Source organism: Butyricicoccus porcorum (assembly GCF_002157465.1).
Classification (GTDB): domain Bacteria; phylum Bacillota; class Clostridia; order Oscillospirales; family Butyricicoccaceae; genus Butyricicoccus_A; species Butyricicoccus_A porcorum.
Genome location: NZ_NHOC01000002.1, coordinates 166,999 through 180,847 on the forward strand (window position 1 = coordinate 166,999; position 13,849 = coordinate 180,847).

A 13,849-nucleotide genomic window follows, 5' to 3' on the forward strand; every position below is an offset into this window, starting at 1 on the left:
ATATGCAGCAGATTGCTGTTGTCAAGCGCCTGTTGCCGGACAATCAGGCGGAATTGCAAGTGTCGCGGCAGACAGCCTGTGGGCATGACTGCTCCAACTGCGGCGGCTGCGGCGAGATTGTTTCCAAGCCGATTCTGGTGATTGCAGACAATTCCATTGGCGCAGAGGTCGGTGAAGCGGTCATGATTACCGGCAGCTCGAAGCAGGTACTCGGTCTGGCAGCCGTGCTCTATGTCGTTCCGGTTGTGTTGTTCTTTGCCCTTTACGGCGTTGCTGCCGTGCTTTCGCTCCCGATTCCGGGGCTGTGGGGCGGCATCGGCTTCTTTGGCGGCATCTTTGCCGCGAAAAAAGTGAACGACCGGCAGAAGGATAAAAAGCCGGTGTATACTATTTCAAAATTGTAAACTTTCAGGGCTGACACTTGCGTCAGCCTTGTATTCTTTGGCAAGATACAGTAAAATGTATCAGTGAGGTGAAGCATGTTCGGATTTGTCCGCCCGCTGCGCGGCGAGCTGAAGGTTCGCGAATGGGAGCGCTTCCAGAGCGTCTATTGCGGGCTTTGCCATACCATCCGCAGCCATTATGGGCTGCTTCAGACAGTCATGCACAGCTATGACTGTACCTATCTGGCGCTGGTACTGTGTGCGCTGGAGGAAGAGGGCGGAAGCTGCAAAAAACGGTGTATCATGCACCCGCTGCGCCGCCGCACCTGTGCGGCAGAGAGCGATGGCATGCGCCGCGCGGCAGCGGTGAGCGTCATTCTGTCGTGGCATAAGCTGGAGGACAATGCGCACGATGAGCGCGGGTTCAAACGGCTCGGCGCACGCGCCCTGCAATTTCTGCTGCGGCGTGGATATCGCAAGGCAGCGCGTGACCTGCCTGCGTTTGACGTGTGCACACGGACATGTCTCGACGAGCTCGGGCAGCTGGAACGGCAGAAAACAGCCTCCCTTGACCGCCCGGCGGACGCATTTGCACGTATTCTGCGCGCGGCTGTTGCGGATTACAGCGCAGACAGCCGTATTTTGGAAGAGATGTTTTATCACACCGGAAGATGGATTTACTTAATTGACGCCTGCGATGATGTGGCGGAGGATTTCCAGTCCGGCAGCTATAACCCGGTTGTTCTGCGCTGGCAGCTCACACAGCCGTCCATTGAACCGGTCAGAGAGGCCATGAATCACACGCTGCTGCAATCGCTGGCGGCGTCGTATCACGCATATGTTTTGCTGCGTCCGTACCGGGACGCGGGGATAATAGAGAATATATTGTGCCAGGGTCTGCCGGAAATCACACGGCAGGTACTGAATGGCACGTTTACAAATCACGGAGGAAAGAACAGGCATGGATCCTTATAAAGTACTCGGCGTTTCGCCGTCGGCTTCGGATGATGAGGTCAAGCGGGCATACCGCGACCTCGCACGCAAATATCACCCCGACAACTATGTCGATAACCCGCTTGCAGATCTTGCAAAGGAAAAAATGCAGGAGATCAATGACGCCTATGATACCATCATGAAACAGCGTCAGAATGGAGGAGCTTCCTCCAGCGGGCAGAGCTACACCCAGCAGGGTGGCTACAGCGGAAGCTATGGCGGCTACAGTGGGACAAACGCCGGTATTTACAATCAGGTGCGCAATGCGATCAATGTCGGCAATATCGGCATGGCAGAGGAACTGCTCTCCCGCATTTCACAGCGCGATGCCGAATGGCATTATCTGCGCGCAGCGGTCTGCTACCGAAAGGGCTGGTTTGATGAGGCGATGCAGGAGATCAATCAGGCGTGCACGATGGCACCGAATAACACGGAATACCGCCGTATGCAGAGCATGCTGAGCAACAGCTCTGCCTATGGCGGGTACCGTCCGATGCAGCAGAACGATGCCATGGACTGCTGTACGCAAATGCTGTGCCTCAACTGCCTGTGCAATTGCTGCGGCGGAGGCGGAGGCTGCTGATTCAGAAGCGAAGGGGATTGCCGGACGGCAGTCCTTTTTTCACAGATCAACAGAGATATAGGGAGAGAATGAAATGAGCGGGAGGAATAACGGAATGTGGTTTGTCTTCGCACTGCTGTCCGCAATCTTTGCGGCACTCACCTCTATATTGGCGAAGGTGGGGATTGAAGGTGTCAATTCCACACTGGCGACCGCCATCCGCACGGCAGTTGTGCTGTTGATGGCATGGGGCATGGTTTTTCTGACCAATACGCAGGGAGGAATTGCACAAATCGGCAGAAAGAGCTGGATTTTTCTGATTTTATCCGGCCTGGCAACCGGTGTATCATGGTTGTGCTATTATAGGGCGTTACAGATCGGTGAGGCGTCGAAGGTTGTGCCGGTGGATAAGCTCAGCGTAGTTATCACGCTGGTGCTGGCCGTTGTTTTCCTGCATGAAAAAATGACCGCGAAATCACTGATCGGTGCGGCGCTCATCACGGCAGGGACGCTGGTCATGGTGGTATAGATATGCTGCCAGCCAAATTTTTTTGAAAGACAGAAGGATGTGACCATTTATGCAAAGCAAGACAAAAACTCTGACTTTCTGTGCGATGATGACCGCGCTGGGCATTCTTTTCCTGATGATGGGGTCGATGATGCCGGGCATGTGGGTTGCATTTACGGCGATTGCCGGTGTTGTCGCCGCGCTGACTGTTGTACAGGGCAATTTGGCTTACGGCCTGCTGACCGTCATTGCGACGGCACTGTTGTCAGCGCTCATCGTGCCGGCAAAGGAGATTGCACTGCTGTATGCGGCTTTTTTCGGCCCGTATACGCTGGTGAAGAATCTGATCGAGCGCCTGCATAACCTTCCGTTGGAATGGGTGCTCAAGCTGCTGTTCTGCGGGATTGTCTCTGCGTTGCTGTTCCTGTTTGCTGACAGTGTGCTTGCTATGGTGCCGGCTGTACTCGCCAGCCATATCTGGCTGTTCCTTCCGGCTGTGCTCTTCGTTTTTGCCGCGTATGATATTGTTTTCTCAAAACTGATTGTTTATCTATTTCAACGGTTGCATATCTAGGCGCTATCTGAAAACCAAGAAAATGACGAATATTTCGCAAAGACGAGGTCGATTCGAGACAACAACATGCGGGAATCCTTCCGGATTTCAAGTGTTGTTAACGAGGAAGCGACCCGTATTTGTAGAAATAGTCAAAATTTTCGACTTTTCAGATACGTCCTATATATAAAACTAGCATAGATCACAATGAAAAGGAGAAAAAGAAAGAAAAATTTGTATACAATGTAAGAAAATGGCCCGTTTCGCTTGAACACAAGTGATGCGGGCTGTTAAAATAACATGGAAACCCCTTTTGAGAGCGAGCAAAGAGAGCAAAAGGGATTTTTGAATTTGTGAATATGGGAGGAATTTCCTTGAGAAGCATGACCGGATACGGCAGAGCCCGCCAGACGCTGCATGAGCGCGACATTACGGTGGAGCTCCGTTCCGTCAACCATCGATATCTCGACGTCAATGTGAAGGCACCGCGCATTTATGGCTTTCTGGAAGAGGCGGCGAAAACTGCTGTCGCTGCGCTGATTGCGCGCGGAAAGGTAGATGTATTTATTTCCATCGATTCCGGTGCGTCGGGCGATGTGCGCATTTCGCTCAACCACAAGATTTTGGAGGGCTATCTGGACGCCCTGCACGAGATGCGCGACCAGTATGGGCTGGCAGATGACATCAGTGTAATGAGCCTGGCACGCCTGCCGGATGTCTTTTCTTCCGAAAAACAGGAGGCGGATGCCGACGAGCTGACAAAGGATGTACTGGCGGTACTGGCTGCCGCTGGCGCGGACTTCTGCGCGATGCGCGCGCGCGAGGGCGCCAAGATGAAGGAGGATATCCTGTCCCGCGGACAGACCATCCTGAAGCTGGTCGCCGAGGTGGAACAGCGCTCGCCGCAGGCGGTGGAGGAATACCGCGCCAAGCTGACCGCGCGCATGAATGAGGTGCTCGCGGATACGACGATTGATCCGCAGCGCATTCTGGCGGAGGCAGCTATTTATGCTGATCGAACGGCGGTTGCCGAAGAAACCGTCCGCCTGCGCAGCCATATGCACCAGATGGAGGTTATGGCGGCAGAGGAAAAGCCCATCGGACGCAAGCTGGATTTCCTCGTCCAGGAGATGAACCGCGAAGCGAATACCATCGGCTCGAAGGCAAATGACATCGAGCTGGCAAAAATCGTTGTGGACATCAAGTCGGAGATCGAAAAGATCCGCGAACAGATCCAGAATATCGAATAACCGGAGGCATATTCCGATGAAGCTCATCAACATTGGGTTTGGCAACATGATTTCCGCAGACCGGCTGATTGCGATTGTTTCGCCGGATTCTGCGCCGATCAAACGCATTGTACAGGAGGCGCGTGAGCGCAATATGCTGATTGATGCCTCCTATGGCAGGCGCACACGCGCCGTCATTGTGATGGACAGTGATCATGTGGTGCTGTCCGCAATCCTGCCGGAGACCATTTCCGGCAGAGCGGGAAACCGCGAGAACGAAAACGAGGTGAATGACGATGAGTAAGCAGGGAATTCTTTTTGTCCTGACCGGCCCGTCCGGTGTAGGCAAGGGAACGGTCCTCGCGGAGGTGTGCAAGCAGAAGGAGCTGTATCTGTCCACCTCTGCTACGACGCGCGAACCGCGCCCGGGTGAACAGGACGGTGTGCAGTATTATTTCCTGACGCGTGAGCAGTTCGAGCAGAAGGTCGCGGAAAACGGCTTTCTTGAGCATGCGGAGTTCAGCGGGAATTGCTATGGAACACCGGCGGAACCGGTGGATGCGCAGCTGGACGCGGGGCACGACGTCATGCTGGAAATCGAAGTACAGGGTGCGATGCAGGTACACCAGATGCGCCCGGATGCTGTGCGCATTTTTATCGCACCGCCGAGCTTTGCCGAGTTGGAACGTCGTCTGACCGGACGCGGGACAGAGGATGCCGACGCGGTGCGCCGCCGTCTGGAGACCGCGAAGCATGAGCTGACGCTGGCAAAGGAGTTTGATTACATCGTTGTCAACAACACTGTGGAACAGGCGACAGCCGATGTGCTGGCGATTCTGCGCGCGGAGAACTGCCGCGCGGCACAAGTAGAAATTAAGTAAAACAAGCAGGCGGTTTGTGCCGCCGATGACAATAGAAGGAGCGAAAATAGTATGTTAAAGCCGTCTATGCAGGATCTGATGAAGAGAGTCAACAATCGTTATCTGTTGGTCAACCTCGCCGCACAGCGCGCGCGTGATCTGTCCGCAGAGGAAGAAAATTCCGGCGTCAAGCTGGAAGAGAAACCGATCAAGATTGCACTGGATGAAATCTGCGACGACAAGATTGAGTACCGTCCGGGCCCGAAGCCGCAGGCAGAGGATCTGCTGGCAGCAGCGAGCGCACAGGACATCAGCGCGGCGGACGATATGCTGATGAGCGCAGAGGATGAAGTTGTTTCTCTGGATGATGAGGCAGACGAAGCGCCGGTGCTGGAGGATCTGTAAGAGATGGATTTTTCCGGCAAAACCGTGGTACTTGGTGTCACCGGGGGCATTGCCGCTTATAAGGCATGCGATCTGGTGAGCCGGCTGCGGAAAAAGGATATCAAAATTCATGTTATCCTGACAAAACACGCCTGTGAATTTGTTCAGCCGCTGACGTTCGAGGTACTGTCCGGCGCGCGCGCCGTGACCGACCAGTTTAACCGCGATTTCCCATGGGAGGTCGAACATATTTCACTGGCAAAGGCGGCGGATGTCTTTGCCGTCGTCCCGGCGACCGCAAATATTCTGGGCAAATATGCGCATGGCATTGCAGATGATATGCTGTCGACGACATTGCTTGCAACGCGCGCTCCGGTGCTGTTTGCGCCCGCAATGAACACCGCAATGTATGAAAATCCTGCGGTGCAGGATAACATTGCGGCGCTGCGCGCACGCGGCTGTCTGTTTGTCGAACCGGCGTGCGGACATCTGGCGTGCGGGGATACCGGGCGCGGCAAGCTGGCAGATGTCGAGGTCATCGAACAGGCAATTCTGGACGCACTGACCGAAAAGGATATGAAGGGCATGCGCGTGACAGTCACGGCGGGCCCGACGCGCGAAGCGCTCGACCCGGTACGCTTCCTGTCCAACCATTCGACCGGAAAGATGGGCTATGCCATCGCGCGCAGCGCGAAAATGCGCGGCGCAGAGGTGACACTGGTTTCCGGCCCGGTGGCACTGCCGCCGGTGGATGGCGTGAACATGGTGTCGGTCACCTCTGCCTGTGACATGCGGCAGGCGGTCATAGATGCGCTGCCGCAGTCGGATTTCGTCATCAAGGCGGCGGCGGTCGGTGATTACCGCCCGGCGCAGTTTCAGGACGATAAAATCAAAAAACACGACGATGATATGAGCGTTGCACTCGTGCGCAACCCGGATATTCTGGCAGAAATCGGCCAGAAACGCCGGGACGATCAGGTAATCTGTGGATTTTCGATGGAGACTCGTGATTTGGTGGAAAATTCAACCAAAAAGCTGAAGAGCAAAAACTGCGATGTCATTGTTGCGAATAATCTGAAGGTAAAAGGCGCGGGCTTTGCGGGTGACACCAACGTGGTGACACTGCTGTACCGCGACGGCACGCGTGAGCCGCTTGAGCTGATGGGCAAGGGCGATGTGGCGGATATCCTGCTTGACCGCCTGCTCGCGCTGTGGAAGAGCAAGCAGTCGTGATGCAGTCGGTTTGCCGCGTTGCGGTGTCCGCCGCAAATTATGCGTTTGACCGGCTGTATGACTACGATATTCCCGAAGAGCTGCGCGGAAAAGTACAGCCGGGTGTGCGTGTTATCGTGCCGTTTGGCAAGGGAAGCCGCACCTGTGAGGCGATTGTCGTGCGCATGGGCTGCGATCCGAAAGCCGAATATGCGCGCAAGTCGATCTGCCGCGTGCTGGATGCGGAGCCGGTTATGGATGCACATCTGCTTCGGCTGGCAGCGCATTTGTGTTCGACGCTGTTCTGCACGTTTTACGATTGCGCGCGCGCCATGCTTCCGGCGGGGCTGTGGTTCCGCCGGGTCGAGCGGTACACGCTGGCGGAGGAGATCCCCGAAGCACAGCGCGCACAGCTGGCGCAGGAGTATCCGGCACTGTCCGTGTTTACCAGACGCAAGCGTACGGCAACAGCAAAGGAAATCGCAAAAAAATGCAGCGAACTGCCCGCAGAACAGCTGGATGCGCTGTGTACGCGCGGGGTTTTGACCTTTTCGAGTGAATTTGACCGCCGTGTCAGCGACAAGACCGTGACAATGTACGGGCTGGCGATGCCGGATGACGAGGCGATGCGTCTCGCAGAGCGCGGCAGAAGCCCGGTGCGCATGGAGGTTGTCAGCGCGCTGATGCATGAGGGCGCACTCAGCCGTCATGATTTGCAGTATCTCAGCGGCGCGAGCAACGAAGTGCTGCGCGCAATGGTCAAAAAGGGCATGCTGTGCCAGTGGGAAGAGGAGGCTTTCCGCCTGCCGGAGCAGGAGGAACTGCCGCCGAGGCAGGATTTTGTGCTCAGCCCGCAGCAGCAGGCCGCATATGATGGTATGGAGCCGCTGCTGCTCTCCGGTCATCCGGAGGCGGCACTGTTATTCGGCGTGACGGGCAGCGGCAAGACGCAGGTTTACCTGCGGCTGATTGAGCGCACGCTGCGCGAGGGCAGAAGTGCCATCGTGCTCGTGCCGGAAATCGGCCTGACCCCGCAGCTGATTCGCAAGTTTATGGCGCAGTTCGGCGAAATCACAGCGGTGCTGCACTCGGCGCTGTCGGTCGGCGAGCGCTATGACAGCTGGAAACGCATCCGTTCGGGTGCGGCACGTGTCATCGTCGGTACACGTTCGGCAGTGTTCGCCCCGGCACGAAATCTCGGCCTGCTGATCCTCGACGAGGAGCAGGACGATGCCTATAAATCGGAAAATAACCCGCGCTATCATGCGCGGGACGTCGCAAAATACCGGGCAATGCAGGAGAATGCACTTGTTGTGTTCGGCTCTGCGACGCCGTCCATCGAGACCTTTTACGGTGCGGAAATCGGAAAATACCCGATGTTTTTGCTGCGCGAGCGCTATGCGGGCACGCAGCTGCCGGAGGTCACCATTGCGGATATGCGCGGGCTGATACGGCAGGGCTATACCGGTGCAGTCGGCCCGGTGCTGCGGCAGGCGATTGACACCTGTCTCGCGCAGGGACACCAGTGTATTTTGTTCCTCAATCGGCGCGGTGCCGCCCGGCAGGTGGTGTGTACCGCCTGCGGCTGGACGCCGCAATGTCCGTCGTGCAGTGTATCAATGACCTATCATTCGGTCAACCACCGTTTGGTCTGCCATTACTGTGGGCATACCGAGCCGCTGCCGCGCGTATGCCCGTCCTGCGGGTGCACGCACCTGAAAACTGACGGCATCGGCACGCAGCGGCTGGAGCAGGAGCTGCACGAGCTGTTCCCGGAGACCTCTGTGCTGCGCATGGATGCCGACACGACTGCGACAAAGGGTGCGCATGCGAAGCTGCTCGCGCAGGTCGCCGATGGAAAAGCTGACATCCTGCTCGGCACGCAGATGGTCACAAAAGGTCTGGATTTTGACAATGTGACTCTGGTCGGCATCATTGATGCGGATCAGGCGCTGTTTGCGCAGGATTACCGCGCGCGGGAGCGGACGTTTTCCCTTCTGACGCAGGTGGTCGGACGCGCGGGACGGCGTGGGATACAGGGGCATGCGGTCATTCAGACCTACAGCCCGGAAAATCCGGTCATTCTGAACGCTGCCCGGCAGGATTACGAGCGGTTTTATGAGGAAGAAATTGAGATGCGCCGCGCATTGCAGTGTCCGCCTGCGGCGCAGATTGTTGTGCTGACGGCGAGCGCGGAGCGCGAGCGTGATGTGCTCGAAGCGTTGGTTGCCGTGAAAGCGCGTCTGGAGAGCCTGATGGCGGGGCAGTTTGCCGATTTCTGTTATCCGGTGCTCGGCCCGGCACCTGCCGCAGTTGTGCGCGTGCAAAACCGGTATCGCTATCATCTGTCCATCCGCTGCCCGGAGGGCAGGCGCCGCCGTGAGCTGATCGGCGGTGTGCTGCGGGAATTTGCTGCGAACAGCAAATTTCGTCCGGTCACGCTGTATGCGGATATCAATCCGATGCAGGTGTAAGCGATCAATACGCCCCAGAAAAGAAAGTTACATGTTTGTTTGGAATATAAAGGAGGATTTTTATGCCTGTACGTCAGATTCTTACCGATCCCGATCCGGTGCTGTATAAAAAATGCCATCCGGTCACAAAATTTGACAAGAGACTTGCGTCCCTGCTGGAGGATATGGCACAGACCATGCTTGCGGCAAATGGCGTCGGTCTTGCCGGCCCGCAGATCGGCATGGTGCGCCGCGTGTGCGTTGTGCTGGATACCAACAACAATGACAGGATCATCGAACTGGTCAATCCGGAGGTGATTGCGACTGAGGGTTCCCAGACCGGTTCCGAAGGCTGCCTGAGCTTTCCGGATAAATTTGGCATTGTCACTCGTCCGAATGTCGTCACTGTCCGCGCACAGGATCGCAACGGCGAATGGTTTACCATCACCGGACAGGGTCTGACCGCGCGTGCATTCCTGCATGAGATCGACCATCTGGACGGCCATGTCTTCACCGAAAAAGTGTCGAAGTTCATCGAGCCGGCGGGCGAAGAGGATGAGGAAGAATGAGAATCGTTTATATGGGCACGCCGGACTTTGCGGTCGCGTCGCTCGAACGGCTGATTGCGGATGGACATGACATTGCCGCCGTATTTACCCAGCCGGACAAGCCGCAGGGGCGCAAGATGAAGCTGACGCCCCCGCCGGTCAAGCAGCTCGCCATGCAGCACGACATTCCGGTTTATCAGCCGGATACGTTCAAAAATGAGAGCCAGCTGGCATTGTTGCAGGAGCTGAACCCGGAGGTCATTGTGGTTGTCGCGTATGGCAAGCTGCTGCCGGGTTATGTGCTCGATCTGCCGAAATACGGCTGCATCAACGTACACGGCTCACTGCTGCCGAAATACCGCGGCGCAGCGCCGGTGCAGTGGATGGTGCTCAACGGGGAACAGACCGCAGGCGTCACGACGATGTATATGGATCGCGGGCTGGATACCGGTGACATTCTGCTGATGCGTGAGACCGAAGTCGGGGAGAATGAGACCGCGGGCGAGCTGTTTGACCGTCTGGCTGCGATGGGCGCCGACCTGATTTCCGAGACGCTCGCGCGGCTGCCGGAAGGCATTGCGCGCACGCCGCAGGATGACAGCGCATCCACCTATGTCTCTGTCCTCGACAAGAGCATGGCGGTGGTTGACTGGACAAAATCAGCACAGGAGGTGCACAACCTCATCCGCGGGCTCGATCCGTGGCCGGTCGCACTGACGACGCGTGAGGGCGGACGGCTCAAGCTGTTCCAGTCGCGCCTGACCGGACGCACAGCACAGGCTGCACCGGGCACCGTTGTAGAGGCCGATCCGAAGAGCGGGCTGTTCGTCGCCTGCGGTGACGGCGGTGTTCTCCAGATTCTGGAGGTGCAAATGGTCGGCAAAAAGCGCATGCCTGCGGGCGATTACCTGCGCGGGCACGCCATGCAGCCGGGAACCGTACTCGGCGGCTAATGTAAGTACTCCGGGGAGGGCTTTGATGTATTACAATTATGGCTACGGCGGCGGAGGCGGTTGGTATACTCTGTGGATTATCCTTATGGTGGCCTGTTTTGCTTTCGCTTCGTGGGCACAGGTTTCTGTGTCTTCCAATTTTAAAAAGTATTCGCGCGTTATGACCCGGCGTGGACTGACCGGCGCACAGGCGGCACAGGCGGTTCTGCGTGCCAACGGCGTGACGGGCGTACAGTTTGCCCGCATCAGCGGCAATCTGACGGATAACTTCAACCCGCGCACCAATGTCATCAGTCTGTCGGGCAGTGTCTGTGATGTCAGCTCGGTTGCGGCAGTTGGTGTTGCCGCACATGAGGCGGGGCACGCGGTACAGTATGCGAAGGGGTATGCACCAATCCGCCTGCGCAATGCAATTATTCCGCTGTGCAATTTCGGCTCAAGCCTTTCGTGGCCAATGCTGCTCATCGGGCTTGTGCTGGGCGCAACGTCGGTCATGGGGCTGGGCGTCGCGCTGTATGCGCTTGCGACGCTGTTTCAGGTCGTGACGCTGCCGGTGGAGATCAATGCTTCCCGTCGTGCGCTCCAGGCACTGGAGCAGGAGGGATTGCTGACGGCTGATGAGCTGCCGATGGCGCGCAAAACACTGTTTGCCGCGGCGATGACCTATGTTGCGGCGCTGGCGACCTCGCTGGTACAGCTGCTTCGTCTGGTGCTCATTTATCTCTCCAACGGAGGAGGGCACCGCCGTGACTGAAGCTCGTTCGGCGCGTGAAGCTGCGGCACGCGCACTGTTTGCCGTCCGCGAGGAGGGTGCCTGGAGTGCGCCTGCACTGCGCAGATATGCCGCCGGGCTGTCCGCGCGCGATGCGGCGCTTGCAACGGCGCTGACGGGCGGCGTGCTGCAAAACCGCGCGATGTGTGATTTTTATCTCGCGCATTTTTCCAGCATTCGGCTCAAAAAGGTACAGCCGCGGATTTTGGATCTGCTGCGGCTGGCCGTGTATCAGATGGTTTGGCTCGACCGCATTCCGAATGCGGCGGCGGTCAATGAGAGCGTGGCATTGGCGCGCTCTCTGTGCCATGCGGACAAGCGTACAGCGGGTTATGTCAACGGCGTGCTGCGTGCGCTGGCGCGCAGCATCGACCATCTGCCTCAGCCGGACTGCGCGACCAAGGCGGAATATTATTCGCTGCGGTACAGCCACCCACAGTGGCTGACCGAGCTGTATCTGGAGCAATTCGGGTTGAAGCAGACAAGATTGCTGCTCGAGGCGGACAATGCGCCTGCACCGACCGTGCTGCGCGTCAATACGCTGCGTGCACAGATGCAGCAGGTACAGGACGAACTGGCGGCGCAGGGGATCCGTGTCACGCCGCACGCCTGCATCCCAAACTGTCTGACGGTATCCGGAACGGGAAATATTGAAAAGCTGTCTGCCTTTGCGCAAGGGCGTGTGACTGTGCAGGATGGCGCAAGCCAGATGAGCGTTTATGCACTCGACCCGCAATCGGGGAACCGGGTGCTTGATTGCTGTGCAGCGCCGGGGGGCAAGAGCTTTTTCATTGCCGAGCGCATGAAAAATACCGGAACTGTGGTCTCATGCGATGTATACGGCCACAAGCTGGAAAAAATTCAGGCAGGCGCAGAGCGGCTCGGTTTGACGAACATACAGACCGAATTGCAGGATGCGTCAGAATTCCGCCCGGAATGGGAGGGGAAATTCGACCGTGTGCTGTGTGATGTGCCGTGCTCCGGCATGGGCATTATTCGCAAGAAACCGGAGATCCGCTACAAGGATGAGAAGGAGCTGCGCGGGCTGCCGGGAATCCAGCGCGCGATATTGGACAATGCGTGCCGGTATGTCCGGCCGGGCGGTATTCTGGTTTATTCGACCTGTACGCTGCTGCGGCGGGAAAACGAAGAAATTGTGGATTGGTTCGCACAAACGCATCCAATGTTCCAAAAAACTCTATTTTCTATACCAGTTTGTGAACAGAATGTGGAAGGCAGTGTCACTTTGCTTCCGCATATCCATGACACGGATGGATTTTTTGTTGCAAAATTCCGTAAAATGGCTTACTATGAAGATGATCCTGCGCGCGGGAACGAAACCGGCGGAAATACCGGAACGGAAAACAGGCGCGCATGCATCGGAGAATGTTTATGATAAAACCTGAGATCAAATGCAGAACCCTGCCGGAACTGAAGGCGGAGCTGTCTGAGATGGGCGAAAAGCCGTTCCGTGCGGCGCAGATTTTCCAATGGCTGCATCAGGGCGTGAGCTCGTTTGACGAGATGACCAATGTCTCCAAGCAGCTGCGCGCGAAGCTGGATGAGCACTACCTGCTCACCGCGCCGAAGATTTTGCGGAAACAGGTCTCGCAGGTAGACGGTACGATCAAATACTTATGGGAGCTGTACGATGGCAATTGCATCGAGAGTGTCTTCATGCGCTATCATCACGGCAATTCGGCGTGTGTATCCTCGCAGGTCGGCTGCCGGATGGGCTGTAAGTTCTGCGCTTCCGGCATCGGCGGGCTGGTGCGCAGCCTGTCAGCCGGCGAGATTCTCGACCAGATCCTGTTTATGCAGAAGGACACGGGCGAGCGTATCTCCAATATCGTGCTGATGGGCACGGGCGAGCCGCTGGATAACTATGACAATGTGCTGCGCTTCATCCGGCTGGTCGGCGCGGAGGAAGGGCTGCACATCGGACAGCGGCATATTTCGCTTTCTACCTCCGGTCTGGCTGACCAGATCGACCGGCTGGCGGAGGAAAAGCTGCAAATTACCCTGTCCATTTCGCTGCATTCGCCGGACAACGAGAGCCGGAGTGAAATCATGCCGGTCAACCGGAGCTATCCGGTGGAGCGGCTGCTCGCCTCCTGCCGGCGTTATTTTGACATGACCGGGCGACGTATCTCGTATGAATATACCATGATCGACGGCGTGAGTGACCGCCCCTGGCAGGCGAGGAAGCTCGCGGCGCTTTTGCGCGGGCGTCCGGCGCACGTCAATCTGATTCCCCTGAACCATGTCACGGAGAGCGGACTGCATACCTCGACGAAGGAGCATGTCGCGGCTTTTCAAAATATTTTGGAAAAGAACGGAGTCACTGCGACTGTCCGGCGCACGCTGGGGCCGGATATTGACGCATCCTGCGGGCAGCTGCGCCGCAGGCACATCGGTGAAACGTTCGGGAAAGAGTGA

Annotated in this window: 16 protein-coding genes; all 16 read left to right on the forward strand. The window is 57.1% G+C overall.

What is annotated here, in order from left to right; genetic code table 11:
- Window positions 1–2: 2 nt before the first annotated feature.
- The 16 genes from CBW42_RS02150 to rlmN all read left to right on the forward strand — a co-directional run bounded on the left by CBW42_RS02150 (window position 3) and on the right by rlmN (window position 13,849).
- Entirely contained in the window at window positions 3–404 is a 402-nt protein-coding gene (locus CBW42_RS02150) for a SoxR reducing system RseC family protein (RefSeq protein ID WP_087017295.1), read from the forward strand.
- A 75-nt stretch (window positions 405–479) separates the two neighbouring features.
- Window positions 480–1,358 carry a DUF5685 family protein gene (locus CBW42_RS02155; protein ID WP_087017297.1) on the forward strand — a complete coding sequence of 293 codons (879 nt, stop codon included), beginning with the start codon at window positions 480–482 and terminating at the stop codon, window positions 1,356–1,358.
- On the forward strand, window positions 1,345–1,959 hold the full coding sequence (locus tag CBW42_RS02160; protein WP_087017299.1) for a J domain-containing protein: 615 nt from the start codon (window positions 1,345–1,347) through the stop codon (window positions 1,957–1,959). Before CBW42_RS02155 ends, CBW42_RS02160 begins: the two co-directional genes overlap by 14 nt.
- A gap of 94 nt (window positions 1,960–2,053) precedes the next feature.
- On the forward strand, window positions 2,054–2,467 hold the full coding sequence (locus CBW42_RS02165) for an EamA family transporter (protein ID WP_087017301.1): 414 nt from the start codon (window positions 2,054–2,056) through the stop codon (window positions 2,465–2,467).
- Between the two features lie 49 nt (window positions 2,468–2,516).
- On the forward strand, window positions 2,517–3,020 hold the full coding sequence (locus tag CBW42_RS02170; protein ID WP_087017302.1) for a hypothetical protein: 504 nt from the start codon (window positions 2,517–2,519) through the stop codon (window positions 3,018–3,020).
- 362 nt (window positions 3,021–3,382) lie between these two features.
- Window positions 3,383–4,249 carry a YicC/YloC family endoribonuclease gene (locus CBW42_RS02175; protein ID WP_087017304.1) on the forward strand — a complete coding sequence of 289 codons (867 nt, stop codon included), beginning with the start codon at window positions 3,383–3,385 and terminating at the stop codon, window positions 4,247–4,249.
- A 16-nt stretch (window positions 4,250–4,265) separates the two neighbouring features.
- Window positions 4,266–4,532 (forward strand): extracellular matrix/biofilm regulator RemA, encoded by a 267-nt coding sequence (remA, locus tag CBW42_RS02180; RefSeq protein ID WP_087017306.1) that lies wholly within the window; start codon window positions 4,266–4,268, stop codon window positions 4,530–4,532.
- Window positions 4,525–5,109, forward strand: a complete 585-nt coding sequence (gene gmk / locus CBW42_RS02185; protein WP_087017308.1) for a guanylate kinase — start codon at window positions 4,525–4,527, stop codon at window positions 5,107–5,109. Before remA ends, gmk begins: the two co-directional genes overlap by 8 nt.
- Window positions 5,110–5,160: 51 nt before the next feature.
- Window positions 5,161–5,493: a DNA-directed RNA polymerase subunit omega gene (rpoZ, locus tag CBW42_RS02190; RefSeq protein ID WP_087017310.1), complete on the forward strand. Its 333-nt coding sequence runs from the start codon at window positions 5,161–5,163 to the stop codon at window positions 5,491–5,493.
- A 3-nt stretch (window positions 5,494–5,496) separates the two neighbouring features.
- A complete protein-coding gene (gene coaBC, locus CBW42_RS02195; RefSeq protein WP_087017312.1) occupies window positions 5,497–6,705 on the forward strand; it encodes a bifunctional phosphopantothenoylcysteine decarboxylase/phosphopantothenate--cysteine ligase CoaBC in 1,209 nt (402 codons plus the stop codon).
- Window positions 6,705–9,158: a replication restart helicase PriA gene (gene priA, locus CBW42_RS02200; protein WP_087017314.1), complete on the forward strand. Its 2,454-nt coding sequence runs from the start codon at window positions 6,705–6,707 to the stop codon at window positions 9,156–9,158. Before coaBC ends, priA begins: the two co-directional genes overlap by 1 nt.
- Window positions 9,159–9,220: 62 nt before the next feature.
- Complete coding sequence (gene def / locus CBW42_RS02205) at window positions 9,221–9,706, forward strand: peptide deformylase (RefSeq protein WP_087017315.1); 486 nt, start codon at window positions 9,221–9,223, stop codon at window positions 9,704–9,706.
- Window positions 9,703–10,638 (forward strand): methionyl-tRNA formyltransferase, encoded by a 936-nt coding sequence (gene fmt / locus CBW42_RS02210; protein ID WP_087017317.1) that lies wholly within the window; start codon window positions 9,703–9,705, stop codon window positions 10,636–10,638. The genes def and fmt overlap by 4 nt, the downstream gene beginning before the upstream one ends.
- Before the next feature lie 25 nt (window positions 10,639–10,663).
- Complete coding sequence (locus CBW42_RS02215) at window positions 10,664–11,392, forward strand: zinc metallopeptidase (protein WP_087017319.1); 729 nt, start codon at window positions 10,664–10,666, stop codon at window positions 11,390–11,392.
- Entirely contained in the window at window positions 11,385–12,806 is a 1,422-nt protein-coding gene (gene rsmB / locus CBW42_RS02220; protein ID WP_165761015.1) for a 16S rRNA (cytosine(967)-C(5))-methyltransferase RsmB, read from the forward strand. The genes CBW42_RS02215 and rsmB overlap by 8 nt, the downstream gene beginning before the upstream one ends.
- Window positions 12,803–13,849, forward strand: coding sequence for a 23S rRNA (adenine(2503)-C(2))-methyltransferase RlmN (rlmN, locus tag CBW42_RS02225; RefSeq protein WP_087017322.1), 1,047 nt, complete (start codon window positions 12,803–12,805; stop codon window positions 13,847–13,849). The genes rsmB and rlmN overlap by 4 nt, the downstream gene beginning before the upstream one ends.